Source organism: Bradyrhizobium ottawaense, from assembly GCF_002278135.3.
GTDB classification, from domain to species: Bacteria; Pseudomonadota; Alphaproteobacteria; order Rhizobiales; family Xanthobacteraceae; genus Bradyrhizobium; species Bradyrhizobium ottawaense.
In genome coordinates this window covers 464,092-484,593 of sequence record NZ_CP029425.2, presented here as the reverse complement: position 1 = coordinate 484,593, position 20,502 = coordinate 464,092, and the positions used below count along the sequence as shown (strand labels likewise).

20 protein-coding genes and 1 tRNA gene are annotated in these 20,502 nt (G+C 64.1%); 13 read left to right on the top strand and 8 right to left on the bottom strand.

Features of this window, described 5'->3' with window-relative positions:
• Positions 1-33: 33 nt before the first annotated feature.
• Both CIT37_RS02290 and CIT37_RS02285 read left to right on the top strand, forming a co-directional pair.
• Entirely contained in the window at positions 34-411 is a 378-nt protein-coding gene (locus CIT37_RS02290) for an Hpt domain-containing protein (RefSeq protein WP_028139175.1), read from the top strand.
• Positions 412-510: 99 nt separating this feature from the next.
• Complete coding sequence (locus CIT37_RS02285; RefSeq protein WP_038949373.1) at positions 511-759, top strand: hypothetical protein; 249 nt, start codon at positions 511-513, stop codon at positions 757-759.
• Positions 760-841: 82 nt separating this feature from the next.
• Here CIT37_RS02285 and CIT37_RS02280 read toward each other — a convergent pair whose 3' ends face one another.
• A complete protein-coding gene (locus tag CIT37_RS02280; RefSeq protein ID WP_028139177.1) occupies positions 842-1,465 on the bottom strand; it encodes a helix-turn-helix domain-containing protein in 624 nt (207 codons plus the stop codon).
• 335 nt (positions 1,466-1,800) lie between these two features.
• Here CIT37_RS02280 and CIT37_RS02275 point away from each other — a divergent pair, with 335 nt between their 5' ends.
• Both CIT37_RS02275 and CIT37_RS02270 read left to right on the top strand, forming a co-directional pair.
• A complete protein-coding gene (locus CIT37_RS02275) occupies positions 1,801-2,964 on the top strand; it encodes a hypothetical protein (protein ID WP_095425464.1) in 1,164 nt (387 codons plus the stop codon).
• Positions 2,965-3,770: 806 nt separating this feature from the next.
• Positions 3,771-4,985, top strand: coding sequence for an EAL domain-containing response regulator (locus CIT37_RS02270; RefSeq protein ID WP_095425465.1), 1,215 nt, complete (start codon positions 3,771-3,773; stop codon positions 4,983-4,985).
• A 10-nt stretch (positions 4,986-4,995) separates the two neighbouring features.
• Here CIT37_RS02270 and CIT37_RS02265 read toward each other — a convergent pair whose 3' ends face one another.
• Entirely contained in the window at positions 4,996-5,856 is an 861-nt protein-coding gene (locus CIT37_RS02265) for a DMT family transporter (protein WP_095425466.1), read from the bottom strand.
• A gap of 163 nt (positions 5,857-6,019) precedes the next feature.
• Between CIT37_RS02265 and CIT37_RS02260 the strand changes: the two genes are divergently transcribed.
• From CIT37_RS02260 to CIT37_RS02250, 3 genes are all read left to right on the top strand, one after another.
• Positions 6,020-7,396 carry an aminotransferase-like domain-containing protein gene (locus tag CIT37_RS02260; RefSeq protein ID WP_371731487.1) on the top strand — a complete coding sequence of 459 codons (1,377 nt, stop codon included), beginning with the start codon at positions 6,020-6,022 and terminating at the stop codon, positions 7,394-7,396.
• Between the two features lie 152 nt (positions 7,397-7,548).
• Positions 7,549-8,211, top strand: a complete 663-nt coding sequence (locus tag CIT37_RS02255; RefSeq protein WP_131233037.1) for a hypothetical protein — start codon at positions 7,549-7,551, stop codon at positions 8,209-8,211.
• A gap of 35 nt (positions 8,212-8,246) precedes the next feature.
• Positions 8,247-9,824 carry an SEC-C metal-binding domain-containing protein gene (locus CIT37_RS02250; protein WP_095425467.1) on the top strand — a complete coding sequence of 526 codons (1,578 nt, stop codon included), beginning with the start codon at positions 8,247-8,249 and terminating at the stop codon, positions 9,822-9,824.
• Here the strand turns inward: CIT37_RS02250 and CIT37_RS02245 are convergent.
• From CIT37_RS02245 to CIT37_RS02225, 5 genes are all read right to left on the bottom strand, one after another.
• Positions 9,821-10,426, bottom strand: a complete 606-nt coding sequence (locus CIT37_RS02245; protein ID WP_095425468.1) for a GDYXXLXY domain-containing protein — start codon at positions 10,424-10,426, stop codon at positions 9,821-9,823. The two genes, CIT37_RS02250 and CIT37_RS02245, sit on opposite strands and share 4 nt — an antisense overlap.
• Entirely contained in the window at positions 10,423-11,694 is a 1,272-nt protein-coding gene (locus CIT37_RS02240) for a DUF2157 domain-containing protein (RefSeq protein WP_028139184.1), read from the bottom strand. The genes CIT37_RS02245 and CIT37_RS02240 overlap by 4 nt, the downstream gene beginning before the upstream one ends.
• 200 nt (positions 11,695-11,894) lie before the next feature.
• On the bottom strand, positions 11,895-12,287 hold the full coding sequence (locus tag CIT37_RS02235; protein WP_240536464.1) for a hypothetical protein: 393 nt from the start codon (positions 12,285-12,287) through the stop codon (positions 11,895-11,897).
• Positions 12,288-12,340: 53 nt separating this feature from the next.
• A tRNA-Ser gene (locus CIT37_RS02230) sits at positions 12,341-12,430 on the bottom strand.
• A gap of 408 nt (positions 12,431-12,838) precedes the next feature.
• Positions 12,839-13,987: an ROK family protein gene (locus tag CIT37_RS02225; protein ID WP_038949258.1), complete on the bottom strand. Its 1,149-nt coding sequence runs from the start codon at positions 13,985-13,987 to the stop codon at positions 12,839-12,841.
• Between the two features lie 331 nt (positions 13,988-14,318).
• Between CIT37_RS02225 and rplU the strand changes: the two genes are divergently transcribed.
• From rplU to CIT37_RS02210, 3 genes are all read left to right on the top strand, one after another.
• Positions 14,319-14,705 (top strand): 50S ribosomal protein L21, encoded by a 387-nt coding sequence (gene rplU / locus CIT37_RS02220; RefSeq protein ID WP_028139187.1) that lies wholly within the window; start codon positions 14,319-14,321, stop codon positions 14,703-14,705.
• Positions 14,706-14,808: 103 nt separating this feature from the next.
• Positions 14,809-15,078 (top strand): 50S ribosomal protein L27, encoded by a 270-nt coding sequence (gene rpmA, locus CIT37_RS02215; protein WP_008137923.1) that lies wholly within the window; start codon positions 14,809-14,811, stop codon positions 15,076-15,078.
• 153 nt (positions 15,079-15,231) lie between these two features.
• Positions 15,232-15,825, top strand: a complete 594-nt coding sequence (locus CIT37_RS02210) for a GNAT family N-acetyltransferase (RefSeq protein WP_161966314.1) — start codon at positions 15,232-15,234, stop codon at positions 15,823-15,825.
• A gap of 171 nt (positions 15,826-15,996) precedes the next feature.
• On the opposite strand, the gene CIT37_RS02205 is transcribed toward CIT37_RS02210, so the two are convergent.
• Positions 15,997-16,911, bottom strand: coding sequence for a DMT family transporter (locus tag CIT37_RS02205; protein ID WP_038972603.1), 915 nt, complete (start codon positions 16,909-16,911; stop codon positions 15,997-15,999).
• A 119-nt stretch (positions 16,912-17,030) separates the two neighbouring features.
• On the opposite strand from CIT37_RS02205, the gene CIT37_RS02200 reads away from it, so the two are divergent.
• The 3 genes from CIT37_RS02200 (at position 17,031) to CIT37_RS02190 (ending at position 20,501) form a co-directional block, all read left to right on the top strand.
• On the top strand, positions 17,031-17,513 hold the full coding sequence (locus tag CIT37_RS02200) for a MaoC family dehydratase (protein ID WP_038972604.1): 483 nt from the start codon (positions 17,031-17,033) through the stop codon (positions 17,511-17,513).
• Between the two features lie 85 nt (positions 17,514-17,598).
• Positions 17,599-18,639, top strand: coding sequence for a GTPase ObgE (gene obgE, locus CIT37_RS02195; protein ID WP_028139191.1), 1,041 nt, complete (start codon positions 17,599-17,601; stop codon positions 18,637-18,639).
• A gap of 227 nt (positions 18,640-18,866) precedes the next feature.
• Positions 18,867-20,501, top strand: a complete 1,635-nt coding sequence (locus CIT37_RS02190; protein ID WP_095425470.1) for an alkaline phosphatase family protein — start codon at positions 18,867-18,869, stop codon at positions 20,499-20,501.
• Position 20,502 lies beyond the last annotated feature (1 nt).

Below are 20,502 nucleotides of genomic sequence, written 5' to 3'. Positions count from 1 at the left end.
CGACAAATGACCCGTGATCAAGGCAGCAGGCCCATGTTTGAAGTCACCGTCGCGCCCGCGCAGAAGGCGCTCGATGCCGAGCCTGCGCGCGAGCCGCGCGCTTACGAAGCGCTGGTGCGCGAGATCGGCGAGGACGGTGCCTGCGAAGTGCGCGATGTATTCTGGAGCGAGACTTCCGCGCGCCTGCAATTGTTTCGCACGCTCCCGCCGGCGCAGCATCACGCCAGGATCGCGCGCGAAGCGCATTCGCTGAAGAGCGCGGCCGGAACGTTCGGCTATGTCAGGCTCGCGGCGCTGGCGCTGCGACTGGAGAAGTCCGCAGAGAGGCTCGGCGATGGCGAATTCCGCGATCTCCTGGACCTGATGGACGCCGCCTACGCCGCCGCGCGCGCGCAGGAGCCGCAGGGCTAACCACACGCGCGTGCATTCCCGCCGTACTTCTACGGCTTGGGATTTTTAGAGATGGCTAATCATAGGTGGCGATAGTCGCCGGAAACCAGGAGGGTTTCCATGTTCACCTACGAGACCGCGGACCAGAAAGAGGTTCGCCGCTTCCGTATTGCTCAGTTCAACGGCCGCATGGCGACGGTGAGGGCTGGCGAGTCCACGGTGACCGGCTTCGTGCGTTCGGTGCTGGAGCATGAATCGAGCATGCCGCCCCGCTGGACCATCACGATCATCCCGAACGGACCGAAGGAAGAGATCAAGCCGCTGCGTCCCGTCTCGCGCGCGCGTCCCTTCGCCGAAGATTATTTCTGAGCGCGATCGGGTTTTTCAGACGTCCCGGAAGATCTCTCGGGGCCTTGTCCGCATCGCCCGCCGGCGCTGCAACACACCAGCCTCAGTCGATCGAGTGCAGCAGCGCCGCGCGGACGAGATCCGCGGTGTTGCGCGCACCGAGCTTGCGCATCGCCTCGGCGCGATGGCTCTCGAACGTGCGCGGGCTGATCTGCATTCGAAGCGCACCCTGCTTGTTCGAATAACCTTCGCTGATCAGCCTCAGCACCTCGCGCTCGCGCTTGGTCAGCCGCTTCTGACCCGACAGGCTGAGGAGTTCGGCGCTCGGCACGCGCTGGGCCTGCTGGGCGCGGACGGCCTTCGATTCCGCGTCCTCGGCGCTGGAGGGGATCGACAAGCCACCCTTGTGAGGACCGGCAAGCTGCTTGACCAGGCCGCAAACGCGCTCGGTTTGTGCCAGCGCGTTCTCGACCACGCGCTGCAAATAGGCGCGGTCGCCGGTCACAGGCGCGAGTTGATCGCTGTGATGCTTGATCTCGCCCATGTAGAGCAGCAGGGCAGTCAGGGGGCCGTTGAGCTCGCGGGCGATGGCAGCAGCCATTTCGTCGGCGGCCTTGGCCCGGGCGGCGCTCAGGCGGACGAAATCGAGCTCTTCAGTTGGAGCAGCGCTGCTTTCGTACCATTCCGACGGCCGCGAATCGGTGGCCGTATCATTCTGTGACCCCATGTCACTCGTTTAGCGGAACCGGGGGCGGTCTGTGGTTAACTTTTTGCTCCGTAGACTACGGTGATTTTGTCGGTTTTGCGTTAAAGTGGTGTCGCCGGCACAATTTGTGCTTGCGTTTGGCGGCGCCGGCCCACGCCAGGGTTGAGTTTTTCGCCCAAGACTTGGGCACACGGACGAAATCATCCTTAACCGCTGCTTTGGCCCGACGCCGCCCCCCGGGTTTTACGGATTAATTAACGGCGACTTGCTTCTCTGAGGGGAAGTAGAGAGCGCGCAAATGCCTCCACGCATTGGGCCCGCACGCCCGCGGGAAACGCTGCGAAAGATTGCGTGCCATGAACGACATCGATCGGCTGTCGGAATTCCTGCAGAGGCTGACGCCGCTGTCGCGCAGCTGTCTGCTCAGCGAACTCGAACGGCTCGAGCTGTGCGGCATCGACATGCCCGGCTCGTCCGACATCCAGTCGCGCTTGCGCGCCGAGTTTCGCAAGGACGGATCGACCCAGGCGCGCGCCACCAGCCCGTCGCGCTATTTCTTCGCGCCGCTCGAGCTGCTCCTGATCGACGGCGCGCCCGAGCACGCCAATATGGGACGGATCTCGCGCAACACCCTCACGCCGATCTGGGAGTGGATCTGCCGCGACCTGCTGCCGACCATGGCACGCGATTACATCAAGGCGATCAACGACCAGGTCGCCGCCAACAACCCGAAGGAAGCCCTGAAGGTCGCCTCGACCTTCCAGACCAAGGTCGTGAAGGTCCTCGAGAGCACCTTCGCATCAGTGGAGAGCACCGAATTCGCGCGCGGCAAACTCGCGCAATACACGGCCTCACGCACCGCCTTCGACGACGTCAGGAAGATGCAGCACGTGCTGCGTGCGGGCGATGCGCTGCCGAAGTTCAACGAAAAGCTGCCTGAGAAGATCGTGAAATTCGACGACGGCCGGGTTGCCCAGATCACCGCGCAGCTCGACGCCTTCAAGAAGTCTCATCCCGATGCGCTGCCCTTCGCGCTGGCGCTGGTGGCGAGGCGCCTGACGATGCCCTGGCAATTGGCGCGTCTCGCCACCAAGGCCGCTGCGAGCAAGAGCGTCACCGATGTCGCCGCGACGCCCTATGCCTGCGTCATTCCCATGGTACTCGACCGGCTCGACGACAAGCGCCTCGCGCTTCGGATCGCACTCCGGCACAACCGGGTGCTGGTCGCCCGCGACCTGCTCGCCGAGATCTACGACACCGAATATGCACTCAAGGTGCGCATCGACGGCATCGAGGGTTGCGAATGGGGAATCCGGCTCCAGCAATTGATGGACGCGATCGCGGCGCTGGTGTCGGCCGAGGTGAGCCGCTTCCCGTCCAATGTCGGCCACATTCTCGGCTCGCGCCGGCTGCGCAGCCACGACACGCTCGGCGGCAAGCTGACCTATCTGGCCTGGAAGGGCCGCGACGTGGTGCAGGACGGCGCGGCGGCGTTTCGCAAATTGATCGGGCAGACCTGATATCGCGCGAGGTGCCTAAAGCATGATCCGGAAAAGTGCGCAGCGGTTTTCCGAAAAGATCACGCTTGAACAATAACCCAAAGCGCGATGATCGCATCGCGCTTTAATGCGCACGCGGCAGGCACAGGAAGCGATCGAGAAATCGCCCTGACATCACGATCCTGAACCACCAATACATCATTCGCCGCATCGTCATTGTCGTAAATCCTCGACAGCCCACCACCGGCTGTGCGGAGCAATAGCGCAGGTGCAGCAATGCGCGTGTGATGCACTTCACATTTGCAGCCGTGGGCCCGGACGCGGTGTCGCAGAACCGTCACGAGCGAAAGCGAAACTTGCGCGCATCGCGCGAATGCAATCCTCCGAACGTCGCCGCCGCACGCTCCCAATCCACCCAAAGCCATCGGGGAGAGCGACCGCCGCAACGCAGCCCGCCCACCGCGGACGACGCGGTCCTGTTCACCGTCTTCGTCGCAACGAGCGGTCGCACACCCCGAAGAAACGCCGGAAATTAATCTCCGCTGGTCGCGTCGTTGCTTCGAAAGGGCACACATCTGCGTCGCTCGCTTCCATCCGTCGGCGAACAGGACGCAGCTCAGATCGCGCGAGAGACATTTCGCGTGCGCTGGCAGGCGTTGCGCGCGTGGTGCTCGGGTATGCGAGTTCTTTGCGAAGAGTCTGTCGACAAATTAGCTCGAATTGCAGGGCTTAACGTTACTCAGATAATTCAAGAACGATGTGAAGCTCTCCTTATTTGAACCCACGCTCGGCGTTTAAGAAACCGTCACGGAACGGGAGTGGTGTTGATGAACGATGGGATGGTTGAACTCGTCGGACGAAGGCCTGTGACCTTCGGACGACGAAAGGTAACGCCGCGCGCCTGCGTGGCCGATAGCAAGCGGCATCTGCGCGCCTTCCTCAGCGAGGTGCTGGAGGATCTCGGCTTCGTCACCAGCGAATGCGCCAGCTCGGACGAGCTGCAAACCGTGCTCGCCACCGAATTGCCGGACCTGATCCTGCTCGGCGTCGCCGCCGACGGCATCGAGCCGGGGAGATTCCTCGAAATACTGGTGCGCGAGGCATTCGCCGGCAAGGTTCTCGCCGTCGGCGCCCGCGAGTCGATCATCGTCAAGGCCGTGCGGCAGGTCGGCGAGGAATATGGCCTTGCCATGCTGCCGCCATTGACCACGCCCTTTGCGGCGGAAACGCTGCGCGAGCGCATCGCCATGCTGCTGCCGGAAGAGCCCGCGCCGAGTCCCGCCGTGCATGTCGGCGAGGCCCTTCATGCCGGCTGGCTCGAGCTCTGGTACCAGCCCAAGATCGACGCGCGCACGCTGATCCGCAGCGGCGCCGAGGCGCTGGTACGGATGCGGCATCCGACCTGGGGCGTGGTGCCGCCGGCTTACTTCATTCCCGAAGAGCGCGATCCGCATCTGCGCGACCTCTCCGAATTCGTGATCGAGCGCGCGATACGGGACTGGCATTATCTGCTGGAGCAGCAGACCCCGGTCGATCTCTCGATCAACCTGCCCGCGTCCTATCTTAAGGAGCCGCAGGCGGTGCGCGATCTCTGCCGCCGCGTGCCGACGCATCCGGCCTTCGGCGGGCTGACGGTCGAGATCGACAGCGAGGAGGCGATCCGCGATATCGATCTCCTGACCGAGGTCGCGCGCGAGGTCGGGCTACACAATATCGGCCTGTCGATCGACAATCTCGGCGCCAACTGGCCGGCGCTGATGGAGCGGGACAAAGTCCCCTTCGTCAAGCTGAAGGCCGACCGGCAATTCGTCACCGGCAGCGGCAGTGACCGGTTGAAGCGTACGGTGTGCCGTCACATCGTCGAGCTCGCGCAGGGCTTTGGCGCGCGCAGCGTGGCCCAGGGGGTCGAAAGCCGCGCCGACCTCGTCGCCGCCAACGAGCTCGGCTTCGATCTCGTGCAGGGCTTCCTGTTCGGCAAGCCGATGCCGCTGAAGAAGTTTGCAAAGGGCGCGCTGACGAAGACAGTGATGGGGCAGGCGTGAGGCACAAGCCTCACGCAAACCGGCGCGCGAAGAAGACGCAGGCGACCACGAGGACGGTCGCGACGATCATGCTCCAGGCGACGGGCTCGTGCAGCAGCAGGCCGGCGAGCGCGAGACCGAAGAACGGCTGGAGCTGCTGCAACTGGCCGACACGCGCAATGCCGCCGATCGCAAGGCCGCGGTACCAGAAGATGAAGCCGACGAACATGCTGAAGATCGAGACGTAAGCGAGCCCGATCCAGGCGGGCACGCTGACGCCGCTCCAGCTCGCCGGCCAGGTCAGAACCGCGACCGGCACCATCAGCGGCAGCGCGAGCAGGAGCGCCCAGGAGATCACCTGCCAGCCGCCGAGCCGGCGCGACAATGCGGCGCCTTCGGCATAGCCGAGGCCGCACAGCACGATCGCAGCCACCATCAGGAGATCGCCGGTGAGCGAGGCCGAACCGCCATTCGACAAGGCAAAGCCGGCCACCGTGGCGCTGCCGAGGATCGCGAACAGCCAGAACAAGGGCCGCGGCCGCTCGCCGCCACGCAGCACGGCGAAGACCGCGGTGGAGAGCGGCAACAAGCCGATGAAGACGATCGAACGGGCCGAGGTGATGTGCTGGAGCGCGAGCGCCGTCAGCAGCGGGAAGCCGACCACGACGCCGATGGCGACGATGGTGAGAGAGGCGAAATCCCCCCGCTGCGGCCGGGCCTGCCGCAGCACGCCGAGCACGGCCACACCGATCAGCGCCGCGATGACCGCGCGGGCCGATGTCAGGAACAGCGCGGAGAAGCCGCCGACCGCGACGCGCGTCGCCGGCAGCGAGCCGCTGAAGATGATGACGCCGAGCAGGCCGTTGCCCCAGCCGCTTCCCGCAGATTGCATGTCCGTTCCGCCTTTCCCGAGCCGCGATACTCGGCTGCCGGCGGTGGCACGACCAGTCACAATCCAGTACAATCCGGCAAATCTGTATGGGTATGGAAGGTGATACACCTTGGACATCGGAGCGCCATCGAAGGGACGCGGGGGCACGCGGACCATTGACGTGATGAGCGCGATCCGCGCCAAGGTCGCCGGCCGCGCGCTCAGTGCCGGCGACCGCCTGCCATCGGTCCGCAGCCTGGCCGCCACGATGGGCGTGTCGCCGTCGACCGTCGTCGAAGCCTATGATCGCCTCGCAGCCGAAGGCCTGATCCGCGCCCGTCGCGGCTCCGGCTTTTATGTCTCGCCGACCATCATGCCGCCGCTTGCGCTGACCGAGGCCGGGCCGCGGCGCGACCGGGAGGTCGATCCGTTCTGGGTCTCCAGGCAATCGCTCGATGCCGACGCCGCCGTGTCGAAGCCCGGCTGCGGCTGGCTGCCGGCGGAGTGGATGCCGGAAGCGGCCTTGCGCCGCGCCGTCCGTGCCCTTGCGCGGACCGATGCGGATCTCTTGACGGACTATGGCAGCACGCGCGGCGGCCTTTCGCTGCGCCGGCTGCTGCTCGCGCGCCTTGCCGAGGATTCGATTCCCGCGTCGGTCGATCAGCTCATGCTGACGGGCTCGGGCACGCAAGGCGCCGACCTCGTCTGCCGCTTCCTGCTCCGTCCCGGCGACACGGTGCTGGTCGACGATCCCTGCTACTTCAATTTCCGTGCGCTGCTGCGGGCGCATCAGGCCAGGATCGTCGGCGTGCCCTATACGCCGTCGGGCCCTGATGTCACCCGCTTCGAGCAGATCCTCGGTGCCGAACGTCCCAGGCTCTACGTCACCAATTCAGCGCTGCACAATCCGACCGGCGCGACGATGTCGCTTGCAACCGCGCACCGGCTTCTGACTGTGGCCGCCGCGCACGACCTCACCATCATCGAGGATGACATCTTTGGCGATTTCGAGCCGGAGCGCTCGCCGCGCCTAGCGGCGCTCGACGGGCTCACCCGCGTGATCCGCATCGGCAGCTTCTCCAAGACGCTGTCGGCCTCGGTACGCTCAGGCTACATCGCCGCGCGCGCCGACTGGATCGAGCATCTCGTCGACCTCCAAGTCGCAACCAGCTTTGGCGGCCCGAGCCCGGCCGCGACCGAGATCATCGCAAAGGTGCTGGCCGGCGGCAGCTATCGCAAGCACATGGACGAGCTCCGGCAAAAGCTGACGCGGACGCGCCGCGACGTCGCGCGAAAACTTCAGGCGTTGGGGCTGGAGCCATGGCTGATGCCACGCGGCGGATTCTTCCTCTGGTGCCGGCTCACAGGCGGACAGGACGCCGCGCAGGTCGCGCGCGCCGCGCTTGAGGACGATGTCGTGCTCGCGCCGGGCAACGTGTTCAGCGTGTCGCAGACGTCACATCACTTCATGCGCTTCAACGTGGCGCAAATGAACGATCCCCGCATGTGGGACGTGCTGCGGCGAGCATTGAAAAAACACGCCCGAAACCATGGCGCCTGATACCCGTCGCAACAACGGAATTAGCCAAACTGTGCAAGGCCGATGCTAATTGGACGGAAAGAAGTTGCAGCATAGTTCTGCTGGTTTAAGCTGCGAGTGAAAATTGTTTTGCCGGCCGTCGATCCGGTCACATCATTAGCTGAATGACATTCATGCGCTACTTCATTCTCGCGGCAATTGCAGCTGTTGGAGCCTGCAATTTTCCGGCCCAGGCCGAGACCCTGCAGAAGAAGCACGGTCCCGGGTGGAACTGCAGCTACATCTCCGTCGAATTGCAGGGTCTGTATAAAAAATGCATGGAGTGCGACAGTCTCAAGCAGGACGTCGCTCGAACTGCCTATGATGCCGGACAATGCATTGACAGGGCTTCGTTGAGAGAAAACCTCACGACCCGGCCGGACTACGAGAGTCCCCAGGAGGAGCGGATGCGGCTGAACGGCGCAGCCGCTGTCGCTCGCGAGTTGCAGGAGCTTCAGCGTTGGCGAAATCAGCGCACGCCGCTGGACTCGGACGTTTCAGGTGACGGCGGCGGACGAGTGGCCCCCAGCGCCCGGAGACCAAATTCCTCGCCAAGCGGAAATTCCTTTCCAACCAGAGAGTCGGGCGTCAGCGGCGCCGGCGAGCGAGCTGGATCAGGTTCGAATTCACCCGAAATCGGCTCAAAGCCATCCGGGTCAAACGTCAGCAGTCCAACTCACTCGCCATCCGCGGCACCTGTCGGCGGCGTGCACATCGGAGCGGCTCCGACGGGGAAGGAAAGCGACCTGGGCGAGCTCAGGCGCAAGGTTCTCAATTTGAAGAAGCCGGATACTTAACTTCGAAATTTCTCGAAGCGGGGAAATAGACCTTCATGATGCACAGAGTGCTTGTCAATCGGCGCGGCTTCCTGGCGTCGGGCGTCAGCGCGCTCGTCGCGCAACAGCCCCTGGCTGCGGTGGCGGCTGACAGCGCCTGCAAGGCTCCCCCCGCGACGGCGATCACGGACATGCGGGCGGACGTCGCGGTTTCGCTGCGCGAAGCCTTGAAGCGGGCGAAGTCGGGCGGACCAAAGCGGCTTACCGGATTGACCCGCATCGACGCTGTCTGCCGGGACGACGACAACGATATCCTGCTTTGCGGAGTTGCCGAGAGGGGCCAACCGGATCTCTATCTCGACGATCTCATCGTCGCAATCAGATCGGCCGACAGAAAATACGGGAAGATCGAGCCGGGAATCTCTCTGGACCCGGACAGAAGCCAAACGCCCGGTCTCGACCAGATTGCCGGGCGCGACGCGGCGGCGAAGCAACAATACCTGCGCATGTGCTCGCAACAGCCGCAAATGGTTCGCGTGGACGCCCTGCCCAGGCATTCCCGCGTGACGAAGGTGCTCGTCGAAGCCGATTATCGCATGAAGCAGGTTTCGCAGGGCACGCTTCAATTGCCGGTTGATCCGCCCTTGCCCGGGACGTTCACGCGCCGGCTCAACCAGTCGCGGCAGATGCTTCGGGCTGGCACGTCCACGGGCGATTGGAGCAGCCGGCGCCGGTTCTGGTTTGAACCCGGCAAGTTCGAATATGCGCACGATTATGAAACAGCGTTCCTGCAGTCGGCCCAGGTGATCCTCAGCGACGCGGATGCCGACGCAGATGCAGGGGCCAAGAGCGGGAACGAAGATCCCATCGCAAGTGATTGGACCGCTCGCATGGAGGAGACAATTCGTGCCGAGCCGATCTGGCGCGACATGTACAATATCTACCGGCATTTCGCGATTGCACATATCCTGAAGGAACGGAACCTCTACGCGTATGATCTCACGCGACTGATCGACGCTCATGAGATCGATCACGTTGCATTGCCGGATTCGCTTCCAGGCCTGGGGCGCTGGGAAACCCTCGAAGAAGCGAAGGGCAATCGTCGTCTGACGCTGGTCTCATCGGTCTGTGGTGGGGTTTCGCTCGGGCTCGCATCGCGTTTGACGGCGAACAGAGTCAGTTCTGAAAGCAAGTCGCCGTCGCAAATGGCACTGCTGTCGCGGGCGATCGTTCTTTCAAGACCGGAAAAATCATCGGTGAGCTGGACGGTTCCGCCGACGGCGCTTCAAGCCGCTGCAAAGTGGTATGTGGAACGGGAAGAGCAACGCTTACAAGCGGCGAGGGAGTCCGAGGAGAAGGAGCGCAAGGAGGCTAACGACATCAAGATGGGAATGGCGCTGCTGGGCGGGTTCGTGGTGACCGGAATATTGGCCGGGTGGCTGCTGAATCGTCGAAACGCACCGACCCCGGAATTGGCGGCCGCCGGTCCGGGCGCATCATCAACGTCACTCCTGAAGAGTCCCGGTGAACCAGGGACGTCGGGGGAGCTTGCAGGCTTGCGACGCAACGACCTTTGCCCATGCAATTCAGGAAAGCGCTTCAAGCATTGTCATGGCGCACACGAAGCAACTTAATACAACGGCTCCTCATAGACCGGCTCGCCGTCGAGCAGCAGCCGCTTGATGGCGGCGCGGCCTGAGGGGAGCACGGCGGCAACGATCCGCAGCTTCTGCTGGTTGCGGGCCTGCTCGAGCTTCCCGCCCTCGCCTTCGGGCACGAAATAGCTTTCGAGACCGTATTTGATCGTCAGCCTGTCGCAGAAGGTGCGGACGTTGGATCCGCAGGAATGGCTGACGCGGCCGCGGATCAGCACCTCGGGCGCCGTGACCGGCACCGGCTCGGCATGCACCGAGACGGCGGCGTAGACGCCATCGGCATTGGGCGCGAGCTTGACGAACACGACGGGGTTGCGCGCGTCGGCCGTCTTGCCGGCGAGCGCACCGGCCGGCAGCTGCGAGATGTCGTAGCGCAGCACGACATAGTCGCCGCGCAGGAGATCGCGCGGATCGACCGGCTGCGTCTGCAGAGTGACCTCGGTGCCCTCGCGCAAAATCTGCATGCGGTCGGCGACCATCAGCACCAGCAGAACGCATTGCAGCAGGACGGCGGCTGCGAACAGCACGGCTTTCGGGATGCGCTGCCAGAACTCGGAAACGGACGTGACCAACCTGTTCATCGCGCAGCCCTCGGCAGCGCGCGATTGAGCGCCGTTGCAAAGACGACAGTGACGATGCCGGCCGCCGCAAGGAACGCCGAGCGACGCAGCAACGAGCCCTTCACCGCCCAGGTGATGCCGGCGATGACGCCGGCGATCCCGAGCCAGCCGGCGACGATGCGCGGACGCACGTCATCGAGCACGCCTGACACGACGAGGCACAGCATGGCGCACAACAGCGCGGCATAAGCGAACCAGGGCTCGCCGGCCGTGGAGACCGGCCAGATCGGCGCGGCGAGCAACACCAGCCCGGTCGCGCAGGCGCCGAGGATCTCACCCGCACGCTTCGTGAACGTGGCGGAGACGAGGGCGAGGATCACCCCTGCGGCCCCGCACAGGATCGCCCACAGCGGCTGGCCGGACGCCGTGCCGGTCCGGAAGCGAATGAAGTCGTCGACCGTCGTCACCTCCAGGACAGCGACAGCGGCGAGCGAGAACGCCCCGTAGATCGACAGGACGGTCCCGAGCCGGAGCGCCCTCGGCGAGGGCCAGGCTGCGAGCGCGAGCCCGGCGCCGAACAGCAGGGCGGCGCCGTTGGCGAGCACGAAGGACGGCTGGGCGCCGTCGAACTCGAAGCGGAGCGACGTCGCGATCCACCACGGCAGCACCGCGAGCGCGACGAGATGGGCGGCGGCGCGCGAATTCCAGGCGAAGGCGAGGCTTGCTGCGATCAGCCAGACCGCCACGAACGGAAGATGCAGGACGTCGGGCGCGTCGTAGATCCGCATGCAGGTCCAGATGCCGGCGGCGACGAGGCCGACCGCGAGCGCACCGCGCGAGCCGGTCAGCAGCGCCGCGGCGAACGCGCCGATCGACCACAGCAGCATGCCGCCGGCAAAGTCGTCGCCGAGATGATACATCTGGCCGACCAGCGCGATGCCCGCGCCAAAGATGATCGCGCCGACGCTGGCGCAGAGATCGGCGAGAACATTGCGGCCGCTCGCCGCGAACCAGGCCCCGAGGCCAGAGGTAGCGATCATGCCGGCGAGCAGGATCGCGAACCGCAACAGCCGCGCGATCTCGGTCCAGTGCGCCGCCACGAAGGCGAGGAATGCAGCCGCGATCAACAGACCGCCGACGATGCCGACCACCACGGCAATGTTGATGCCCGCAGGCAGCGGCGGCAGCGCATTACGGATCGAGGCAGCCGCCGCCGGCGCAATCACGCCATCGGCCTCCCATTGCGCAAGATCAGCCTCGAGGCGGTCGCGGTAGGACTTTTCGAACATTGGGGTGAGGTTACCTTGGGCCCGCATGATGGCGGGGCATTGCTAGGTCGGGTCGTGCGGGTGGTGGGTTCAAGCTGGCACCGCTTTGGTGGGGACATCGGGGTGTCGGTTGCTGCGTAGCAGGTCAACCGGTGAGGCTGCGTTCGCGGATCGCATGCGCGACCGCCAGAATACCGCTCTGGAGCCTGCGCGAGAAATATTCAGCCGGGATCCAACTCGCCTGTCCAGCGATCTCGTCCCCTCCAGAAGGAACACCTTGGGCAAGGCTCGCCCATCGGATAATCAACGCCTTCTTCGTGCGGACATCCAATGATTCCGTCCACCATCGCCACCGAGTGCACGGAGCTTTGACGCAGATGCGCAGCGATCTCCGAGAGAATTATCGGATCGGTTCGCACGTCGCCGGTTTCCGAAAACCAGCGACGCAGATCGGGCTCAGCTCCTTCATACCGGATCACCGACACCGCAACCTTCGAGGCCCGTTGATTGTCGGGACCATAGAAGGCAAGCGTACCGACCGGATAGCCACGCATCCCTTGCTTGGCTTTTTTGTGCAGCCATTTCGCGGGCTGCGGTCCGATCTTCATCGCCATCACTGGATACTTTACTGCTCGCGCTCACAGATTGATGGAGGTCGGGCGCTAATTGGCGGAGAGGGAGGGATTCGAACCCCCGATAGGCTTGCACCTATGCCGCATTTCGAGTGCGGTGCATTCAACCACTCTGCCACCTCTCCTGAAGGCGCCATGGTAGGAGCAGGGCCCCTGTGGTTGGGGGCGTTAATAGGCGAGGATGGCGGGCCAGACAAGGCGCGCGGGGCGAAAATCAGACCGGTTTTCCGGCCGGACCCCACGATGTCGCGGCGGTGGCGGGGCTGACTTGCGGATTTCGGCGGCACTTTGCGGAAATACGGCCGCCGGTCAGCCGACGCGCCGGCTGAAACCGCGCGCGGGTCCCGAATCACGGGTCTGGTAAAAAACGGGGTGGGACCGCCAGACGCGGTAAACACTGGCGGTCCCGTGCCGCTCATTGAAATACTGGCTGGGAAGGGCGGCTTCGCCGGCCAGGGTGAGGCGACCGTTCGACCCTAGCGTGCGGCCCCGGCGCCGCAACGCAATCCGGTCCTTAACCTAACCAGTCAAGGTTACTCCTTGTCGCTTTTGGCGCTGTCCTTGTTGTTTTCCTTGGCCTTTTTCTTGCCGTTCTCCGTAGTGTCCCGGTCCTTTCCGCTGTCCTTGCGGCGGTTGGTGAAGCGCGCATTGCCAAGGCCCGTGCCGATGGTGAGCACGCCCCAGCGCTCGACGTCCTGCATGAACGGCACCTCGGAGAGGCCCTGAACCACGCCGTCATTGTGCATCAGGATCGCGGTGTCGTGCTCGCCGATCTCGGGGATGCCCTCGATCAGGCTCGCCGGCAGGTTGAACTTGCTGCTCTCCCAATTGCCCGGCAGGTTCTGCGCACCCTTCTCGATCGAGCCGTCGTCCTTGATCACGCCGGGACAGGCGATGCCGATGAAAGGCGCGAGCTTGAAGCCTTCGTTCTCGGCTTCCGTGATCAGCCCCTTCAGCATCTTGGTGAGCCGCTTGACCGCGCCTTCGCGCGTCGGCTCATCGTCGGCGTGACGCCACAGCTCGGATTTCACGACCTTGGCCTTCGACAGGTCTTTTGCTTTTTTCCAAGCGGTTTCGACCAGGCCACAGCGGATATTGGTGCCGCCGATGTCGACGGCCAAAATGCTGTCATGGGCCTCGAAGATCCAGGACGGCGCCAGATGCAGCGCGCCGATCAGGCCGGCTTCATCCGGGTGATGGCGGATCGGCATCATGTCGATCTTGAAGTCCTCGGATTTCAGGATGATCTCGGTGCGCGCGATCGCGAGCTCGCCGAGCCGGGAATCGCGGAAGCCGCCGCCGACCACGATGCGCTCGGTCTTGGCCCAGGCCTTGGTCTTGAGGAAACGCCGGGTGACGTAAGCGAGCTCCTGGGCGAAATCCTCGATCGCGCTGTGCACCACCGCGGAGGCCTCGGTGTCGTCGCCGACCAGGATGGCATCCAGCGTCTTCTTGCTGATCTCCTCCGACGGTTCCTTGCCGAACGGGTCCTCCCCGGTCTTGCGCAGCGGCTTGCGCCAGCGGTCGAGGATGTCGCGGAAGGCGCCCTTGCTGGCGCGATCGCCGAGAAAGCCGTCCTCGTCCTTCATCTCGATGTTGAAGCTGTCGATCTCCACCGACGGCAGCCGCTCCGCGCCGTGATGGGCGATGCCCGTCGTCTTGACCAGTTCGTCTGTTGCCATGAGAGCCCTTGCCCGCTTACCTGTTCCGGCGGACTAACTGCGAGGGAACCGCTTTGTTGCAAAGCCGGTCGGGATTCGGCCGAAGGCCGCAGGCCGGGCCAAATCCTTCAAATCCGGGCGCTTTTCGCCCGCTTTTCCTTGACTCTTCGCGGCCGGCGGCTATAAGTCCCACAACCGGCGCGGGGCGTTTCTCGCGCCGCTTGTTTTTGCGTGGGTTTTCAAAGGGATAACTCCCGCCCGCACAAAACTCGCATAAACCCTTAGCGACTGACAAAAAGCCGACCCCGACGATATCCGTCGCGAGGCCGGGATTGAACACGGAGAAAAAACGATGTTCGCAGTCATCAAAACCGGCGGCAAGCAATACCGCGTCGTGCCGGATGATGTTCTCGAAGTAGGCAAGATCGAAGGCGAAGTCGGCTCGATCATTCAGCTGAATGAAGTCCTGGTGGTCGGCGGCGACACGCCGGTGCTGGGTATTCCGACGGTCGCAGGCGCGTCCGTTGCGGTCGAGGTGCTCGACCACAAGCGCGGCCCCAAGGTCATCGCGTTCAAGAAGCGCCGCCGCAAGAATTCGCGCCGCAAGCGCGGCTATCGCGACGAGATCACGGTGCTCCGCATCTCCGAGATCCTGACCGATGGCGCCAAGCCCACCAAGGGCCCGCGTCCGAAGCGGGAGAAGGTGGCGAAGGAGCCGGCAGCGGAAGCCGCCGAGTAACGCGAAATCGATCACGCCAATTCACGAATTGATGCGTGAGAAGTTTTGAAATGATTCCGTCAAGGAATTGATCTAGAAATACGCAGGATTTCGGAGACGAGCCATGGCTCACAAAAAAGCAGGCGGTTCATCGCGCAACGGTCGCGATTCCAAGGGTAAGCGCCTCGGCATCAAGGCGTTCGGCGGGGAAGTTGTGATTCCCGGCAACATCATTGCGCGTCAGCGCGGCACCACCTGGCACCCGGGCCTTAATGTCGGCATGGGCACGGACCACACTCTGTTCGCCAAGATCGAGGGTCGCGTCACGTTCCAGGCCAAAGCCAACGGCCGCACCTTCGTATCGGTGCTCCCGCTCGCAGAGGCGGCTGAATAGACGGTGGATCAAATTGGAGTCCGCCGGTCCTACCAAACCGGCGGAGTCCAGAGATCGCAAGAGATCGAAGGCTCCAAGGGGGAGGCGGGAAACCGGCCTCCCCTTTTCTTTTGACTTGCTCACTTTGACTTAGTGACTTTCACGGAGCCGGACATGTTGCAGGATTTCTCGAGCGCGACCTTGGCTGAGGCGAGACCTGGTGTCGTCGCCACCGAACGGCTGACCTTGCGGCGGCCGACCCTCGCCGATGTCAGGACCATCGCCTGGCTCGCCAACGACCGCCGTGTCGCCGAAAACACCCGCCGCCTCCCGCATCCCTATTCGCAGGACGACGCCGTCGCCTTCGTTCGCGCCACCGCCGCGCTCGGCAGCGAGACCGTGTTCCTGATCGAGCACGACACCGGGCCGGTCGGCATGGTCGGCATCGACTGCTCCACGCCCGGCAATGCCGAGCTCGGCTATTGGCTCGGCGTCGAGCACTGGGGCCAGGGTTTTGCCACCGAGGCCGCCCGCGGCGCGATCGACTTCTTCTTCGAGGAGTTCGAGGACGAGCACCTCTATGCCGGCGCGCGCGTCACCAATCCGGCCTCGCGCAACGTGCTGGAGAAGTGTGGCTTCCAGTGGAGCGGCGTGCAGCTGCACCGTTTCCTCGCGCTGGGCTCCTCGACGCCGGTCGACTGCTTCCGCCTCTCGCGCGGCGTGTGGGCGTCGCTGAAGAGCTGGAGCAGTGCAAGACGGGTGAGGTAGGGCGCGGGCGCGTCCTCAATCACCGCTGTCGTCCCCGCGAAGGCGGGGACCCATAACCACAGGGAGGAGTGTGGGGCAACGCTCCCACTCCGAGACTTCGCAAAACGACTTCCTGTGGGTATGGTCCCGGGCTCGCGCTACGCGCGCCCCGGGACGACAGCGTGGGTGGGGCTACGCCGGCGGATTGATCTCTTCACTTGCGCGCCCCAAATCGCGCTCGCGCAGATAAATATAGAACCCCGCCCCGATGATGATCGCGGCGCCGACGAGCGTGGCCATTGACGGCACGTCGCCGAACACGACGAAGCCGAAGATCACGGCCCAGACGATCATGGAATATTGATAGGGCACCACGACGCTGGCCGGCGCCAGCTTGAGCGAGCGGTTGACGCAGAACAGCGCGGTGACCGAGACGCATCCGGCCAGCGCGAAGATCACGAGGCTGCTCGGCGTCGGCGGCACCCAGTGAAACGCCGACAGCACCGCGCCCAGCGAAAACGTGCCGACGAATTGCGAGGATGCCATCACGATGTCGGGCGTCTTGCGCAGGCTGCGCGTGATCAGCATCAAGGTCGCAAACGACAGGCTGCCGCCGAGCGCGATCAGCGCCGGCAGGCTGACGGTCTGCGCCGACGGCCGCAGCGCGATCAGGACGCCGCAAAAGCCGATCAGGATCGCGGTCCAGCGCCGCCAGCCGACCTTCTCTCCTAAGAAGATCGCCGACATCGCGGTGACGAAGATGGGACCGGCGAGATAATAGGTGATGACGTCGGCGAGCGGCAGATAGACGGTGGCGAGGAAGAAGGCGGCGACCTCGAGCGTCGACAGCACGACGCGAAACAGCTGGAGCCACGGCCGCTCGAGGCGGACGAAATCGTGGCGCTGCCGCCAGATCAGCGGTGCGAGCAGCAGCAGCGCCGCGCAGGCGCGCAGGAACAAGAGCTGCCCCACCGAATAAGTCCCGACCAGGAACTTGCCCATGGCGTCGCCGAACGAGAACATGAAGATCGACAGCACCATCAGCCCAATGCCGGCGAGGCGCGCGGAGCGATCGTCATAGGCTGAGAGGTTCTTGAACAGGGGCATCGAGCGCCGTTGTAATGGCATGAGCCACAGGGACAAGCCCGCATCCGGCGAATTGAACGGATTGTCGCACTCTTCGCGTCGCGGTAGCGATAGGCCGACCACGAACAGAGAGCAGGGACATGCCCGACTTCGATCCGACCCAGCATCGCATGATCCCCACGCAACGCTGGTTTGAGGATTTCGTCATCGGCGAACGCTTCGTGCTGCCGAGCCGGACCCAGACCTCGGCGATATTCGCCGCGTTCCAGACCGCGAGCGGCGACACCCATCCTGTGCACTATGACGTGGAATATTGCCGCAGCCGCGGCATGCCGCATCTGCTCGCCCACGGTTTCCAGACGCTGATCCACACCGCCCCCGGCGCCGGCCTGTTTCCGTTCATGGTCGAGGACTCCCTGGTCGGCTTCCTCGAGCAATCGAGCCGGTTCCTCAAACCCGTGTTTGCCGATGACACCATCTACCCCGCGCTCGAGGTCACCGAGCTGATGCCGGGCCGCACCACCGGCGCGGTGACGCTTCGCAGCACCGTGTTCAACCAGCGCAAGGAGCTGGTGCTGGAGGGGATGCAGAAATTCCTGATCCGGCGCCGGCCGACTGGTTAAGCAAGGGGCGAAATCGCGAGAAATTCGGCCGATTTGCGGGTCTATCCGGGTTGCCGCGGGAGACCTGCTGGCCTACCTATGGCCCATGAAATTCCTCGACGAAGCAAAGGTCTATATCCGCTCCGGTGACGGCGGGAACGGCTGCGTGGCGTTCCGCCGCGAGAAGTTCATCGAATTCGGCGGTCCCTCCGGTGGCAATGGCGGCCGTGGTGGCAACGTCATCATCGAGGTCGCCGATGGCCTCAACACGCTGATCGACTACCGCTACCAGCAGCACTTCAAGGCGCAGAAGGGTGAGAACGGCTCAGGTTCGGACCGCCACGGCGCCAACGGCAAGAACATCGTGCTGAAGGTGCCGATGGGCACGCAGATCTTCGACGAGGACCGAGAGACGCTGATCCACGACTTCACCAAGGTCGGCGAAAAGTTCGTGCTGGCCGAGGGCGGCAATGGCGGCTTCGGCAACGCGCATTTCAAGACCTCGACCAACCGCGCGCCGCGCAACGCCAATCCCGGCCAGGTGGGCGAAGAGCGCTGGATCTGGCTGCGGCTGAAGCTGATCGCGGATGCCGGCCTCGTCGGCATGCCCAATGCCGGCAAGTCGACCTTCCTCTCCAAGGTCAGCGCGGCGCGGCCGAAGATCGCCGACTATCCCTTCACCACGCTGCATCCGCAGCTCGGCGTCGTGAATGCCGACGGCCGCGAATTCGTGCTCGCGGACATTCCCGGCCTGATCGAAGGCGCGCATGAAGGCACCGGCCTCGGCGACCGCTTCCTCGGCCATGTCGAGCGCTGCCGCGTGCTGCTGCATCTGATCGATGCGACCTGCGAGCACGCCGGCAAGGCCTACAAGACGGTGCGCAAGGAGCTCGACGCCTATGGCGGGCTCTTGACCGACAAGATCGAGATCGTCGCGCTGAACAAGATCGACGCGGTTGAGCCGGACGAATTGAAGAAGCAGAAGGACCGGCTGAAGCGGGCTGCGAAAAAGACGCCGCTGCTGCTCTCCGGCGTCACCGGCGATGGCGTGAAGGAAGCCCTGCGCGCGCTGGTCGAGGTGATCGGCGAGGCCCCGGTGTCGGCCAAGGCCAAGAGCGCGGCCGAAGCGGAGCCGTGGTCGGCGTGATTGTCGTCCCTGCGCACGCAGGGACCCACACCGCGTGATCTCTCGACTGCGGATGGTTGCAGTACCGAACATCGAGTCTTCGCCAAACCACGCCCTGTGGTTATGGGTCCCCTGCTTTCGCAGGGACGACGGCGGAGATTGCGGCTGCGGTCACGGCGCATCTCTGGCTTGTCTTCCCTGGCCCAATAGCGCAGCATCGAACAATCAAGAAAATGCAGGGATGACGCATGGCGCGCGCGAAGAATGTTCTCTGGATCATGTGCGACCAGCTTCGCTATGATTATCTCGGCTGCACCGGCCATCCCACGCTGAAGACGCCGAACATCGACGCGATGGCCAAGCGCGGCGTGCTGTTCAGCAAGGCCTATGTGCAATCGCCGATCTGCGGCCCGTCGCGGATGTCGTTCTACACTGGCCGCTACATGCGCTCGCACGGCTCGCACTGGAACGGCTGGCCGCTGCGCGTCGGCGAGCCCACGCTCGGCGATCACCTCAAGAAGATCGGCGTGCGCAACGTGCTGGTCGGCAAGACCCACATGGCGCCCGATCTCGAAGGCATGAAGGCGCTCGGCATTCCCCCGGAATCGATGATCGGCGTGCACGTCGCCGAATGCGGCTTTGAACCGTATGAGCGCGACGACGGTCTGCATCCGACCGGCCGCCCGCGCCCGAAGTACGACGAATATCTGCGCCAACAGGGTTTTGAAGCCAGCAATCCCTGGGAGCATTGGGCGAACTCAGGCGCGGCAGAGGACGGTAGCTTGCAGAACGGCTGGCTGCTGGTGCATGCCGACAAGGCGGCGCGCGTGCCGGATGAGCATTCCGAAACGCCCTACATGACGCGGCGCGCGATGGATTTCATCGGCGAGGCCGAGACCGATGGTCGGCCGTGGTGCCTGCATCTGTCCTACATCAAGCCGCACTGGCCCTATATCGCGCCGGAGCCCTACGCCAGCATGTACTCGACCTCGGACATGATCCCGGTGATCCGCTCCGAGCGCGAGCGGCAGAATCCGCATCCGGTGTTCGGCGCCTATATGGACATGCGTTACTCCCGCAACATGGCGCGCGACGATGCCCGCGAGAAGGTGATCCCGACCTATATGGGCCTGATCACCCAGATCGACGACCAGATGGGCGTGCTGATGAAGTTTCTGGAAGAACGCGATCTGCTGGACACCACCATGATCGTGTTCACCAGTGATCACGGCGATTATCTCGGCGATCACTGGATGGGCGAGAAGGATTTGTTCCACGAGCAGTCGGCGAAGATTCCGTTGATCATCATCGACCCGTCGAAAGAGGCCGACGCCACACGCGGCACGCGCAGCGACGCGCTGGTGGAAGGCATCGACCTCGCGCCGACCTTCGTCGACTATTTCGGCGGCAAGGTGCCGGGTCACATCCTCGAAGGGCGCTCGCTGCTTCCGCTGCTGCGCGGATCGACGCCGCCTGATTGGCGCAAGGTCGCCTTCTCCGAATACGACTATGCCATGCAGGATGTGCGGCTGAAGCTGAACCAGCCGATCGAGCGCTGCCGCCTGTTCATGGTGTTCGACGGCCGCTGGAAATACATTCACGCCTCCGGCTTCCGCCCGATGCTGTATGACCTCGAAACCGATCCGCAAGAATATGTCGATCGCGGCGACGACCCCGAATGCGGCGGCATCATCGCGCGGTTGCGAGCCGAGCTGTTCGACTGGGCGCTGCATCCGAACGACCACATCACCACGCCGCGCGAGAAGATCGCAGCCTATGCCGAGAACCAGCTCCAAGTGAAAGGCGGCTTCCTGATCGGCATCTGGGATGAGAAAGAGCTCGACGCGATCAAGGACGGCATCGCGCAACGCGCGAAGATGTAAG

What these genes read in the sequence shown, in the direction of transcription:
- rplU (WP_028139187.1), top strand. Translation starts at nt 14,319, where the DNA reads ATGTTCGCAGTCATCAAAACCGGCGGCAAGCAATACCGCGTCGTGCCG.
- CIT37_RS02245 (WP_095425468.1), bottom strand. Translation starts at nt 10,426, where the DNA reads ATGAACAGGTTGGTCACGTCCGTTTCCGAGTTCTGGCAGCGCATCCCG.
- CIT37_RS02275 (WP_095425464.1), top strand. Translation starts at nt 1,801, where the DNA reads ATGAACGACATCGATCGGCTGTCGGAATTCCTGCAGAGGCTGACGCCG.
- CIT37_RS02260 (WP_371731487.1), top strand. Translation starts at nt 6,020, where the DNA reads ATGAGCGCGATCCGCGCCAAGGTCGCCGGCCGCGCGCTCAGTGCCGGC.
- CIT37_RS02200 (WP_038972604.1), top strand. Translation starts at nt 17,031, where the DNA reads ATGCCCGACTTCGATCCGACCCAGCATCGCATGATCCCCACGCAACGC.
- CIT37_RS02285 (WP_038949373.1), top strand. Translation starts at nt 511, where the DNA reads ATGTTCACCTACGAGACCGCGGACCAGAAAGAGGTTCGCCGCTTCCGT.
- rpmA (WP_008137923.1), top strand. Translation starts at nt 14,809, where the DNA reads ATGGCTCACAAAAAAGCAGGCGGTTCATCGCGCAACGGTCGCGATTCC.
- CIT37_RS02255 (WP_131233037.1), top strand. Translation starts at nt 7,549, where the DNA reads ATGCGCTACTTCATTCTCGCGGCAATTGCAGCTGTTGGAGCCTGCAAT.
- CIT37_RS02240 (WP_028139184.1), bottom strand. Translation starts at nt 11,694, where the DNA reads ATGTTCGAAAAGTCCTACCGCGACCGCCTCGAGGCTGATCTTGCGCAA.
- CIT37_RS02210 (WP_161966314.1), top strand. Translation starts at nt 15,232, where the DNA reads ATGTTGCAGGATTTCTCGAGCGCGACCTTGGCTGAGGCGAGACCTGGT.
- CIT37_RS02235 (WP_240536464.1), bottom strand. Translation starts at nt 12,287, where the DNA reads ATGGCGATGAAGATCGGACCGCAGCCCGCGAAATGGCTGCACAAAAAA.
- CIT37_RS02290 (WP_028139175.1), top strand. Translation starts at nt 34, where the DNA reads ATGTTTGAAGTCACCGTCGCGCCCGCGCAGAAGGCGCTCGATGCCGAG.
- CIT37_RS02250 (WP_095425467.1), top strand. Translation starts at nt 8,247, where the DNA reads ATGATGCACAGAGTGCTTGTCAATCGGCGCGGCTTCCTGGCGTCGGGC.
- CIT37_RS02205 (WP_038972603.1), bottom strand. Translation starts at nt 16,911, where the DNA reads ATGCCCCTGTTCAAGAACCTCTCAGCCTATGACGATCGCTCCGCGCGC.
- CIT37_RS02265 (WP_095425466.1), bottom strand. Translation starts at nt 5,856, where the DNA reads ATGCAATCTGCGGGAAGCGGCTGGGGCAACGGCCTGCTCGGCGTCATC.
- CIT37_RS02280 (WP_028139177.1), bottom strand. Translation starts at nt 1,465, where the DNA reads ATGGGGTCACAGAATGATACGGCCACCGATTCGCGGCCGTCGGAATGG.
- CIT37_RS02190 (WP_095425470.1), top strand. Translation starts at nt 18,867, where the DNA reads ATGGCGCGCGCGAAGAATGTTCTCTGGATCATGTGCGACCAGCTTCGC.
- CIT37_RS02270 (WP_095425465.1), top strand. Translation starts at nt 3,771, where the DNA reads ATGAACGATGGGATGGTTGAACTCGTCGGACGAAGGCCTGTGACCTTC.
- obgE (WP_028139191.1), top strand. Translation starts at nt 17,599, where the DNA reads ATGAAATTCCTCGACGAAGCAAAGGTCTATATCCGCTCCGGTGACGGC.
- CIT37_RS02225 (WP_038949258.1), bottom strand. Translation starts at nt 13,987, where the DNA reads ATGGCAACAGACGAACTGGTCAAGACGACGGGCATCGCCCATCACGGC.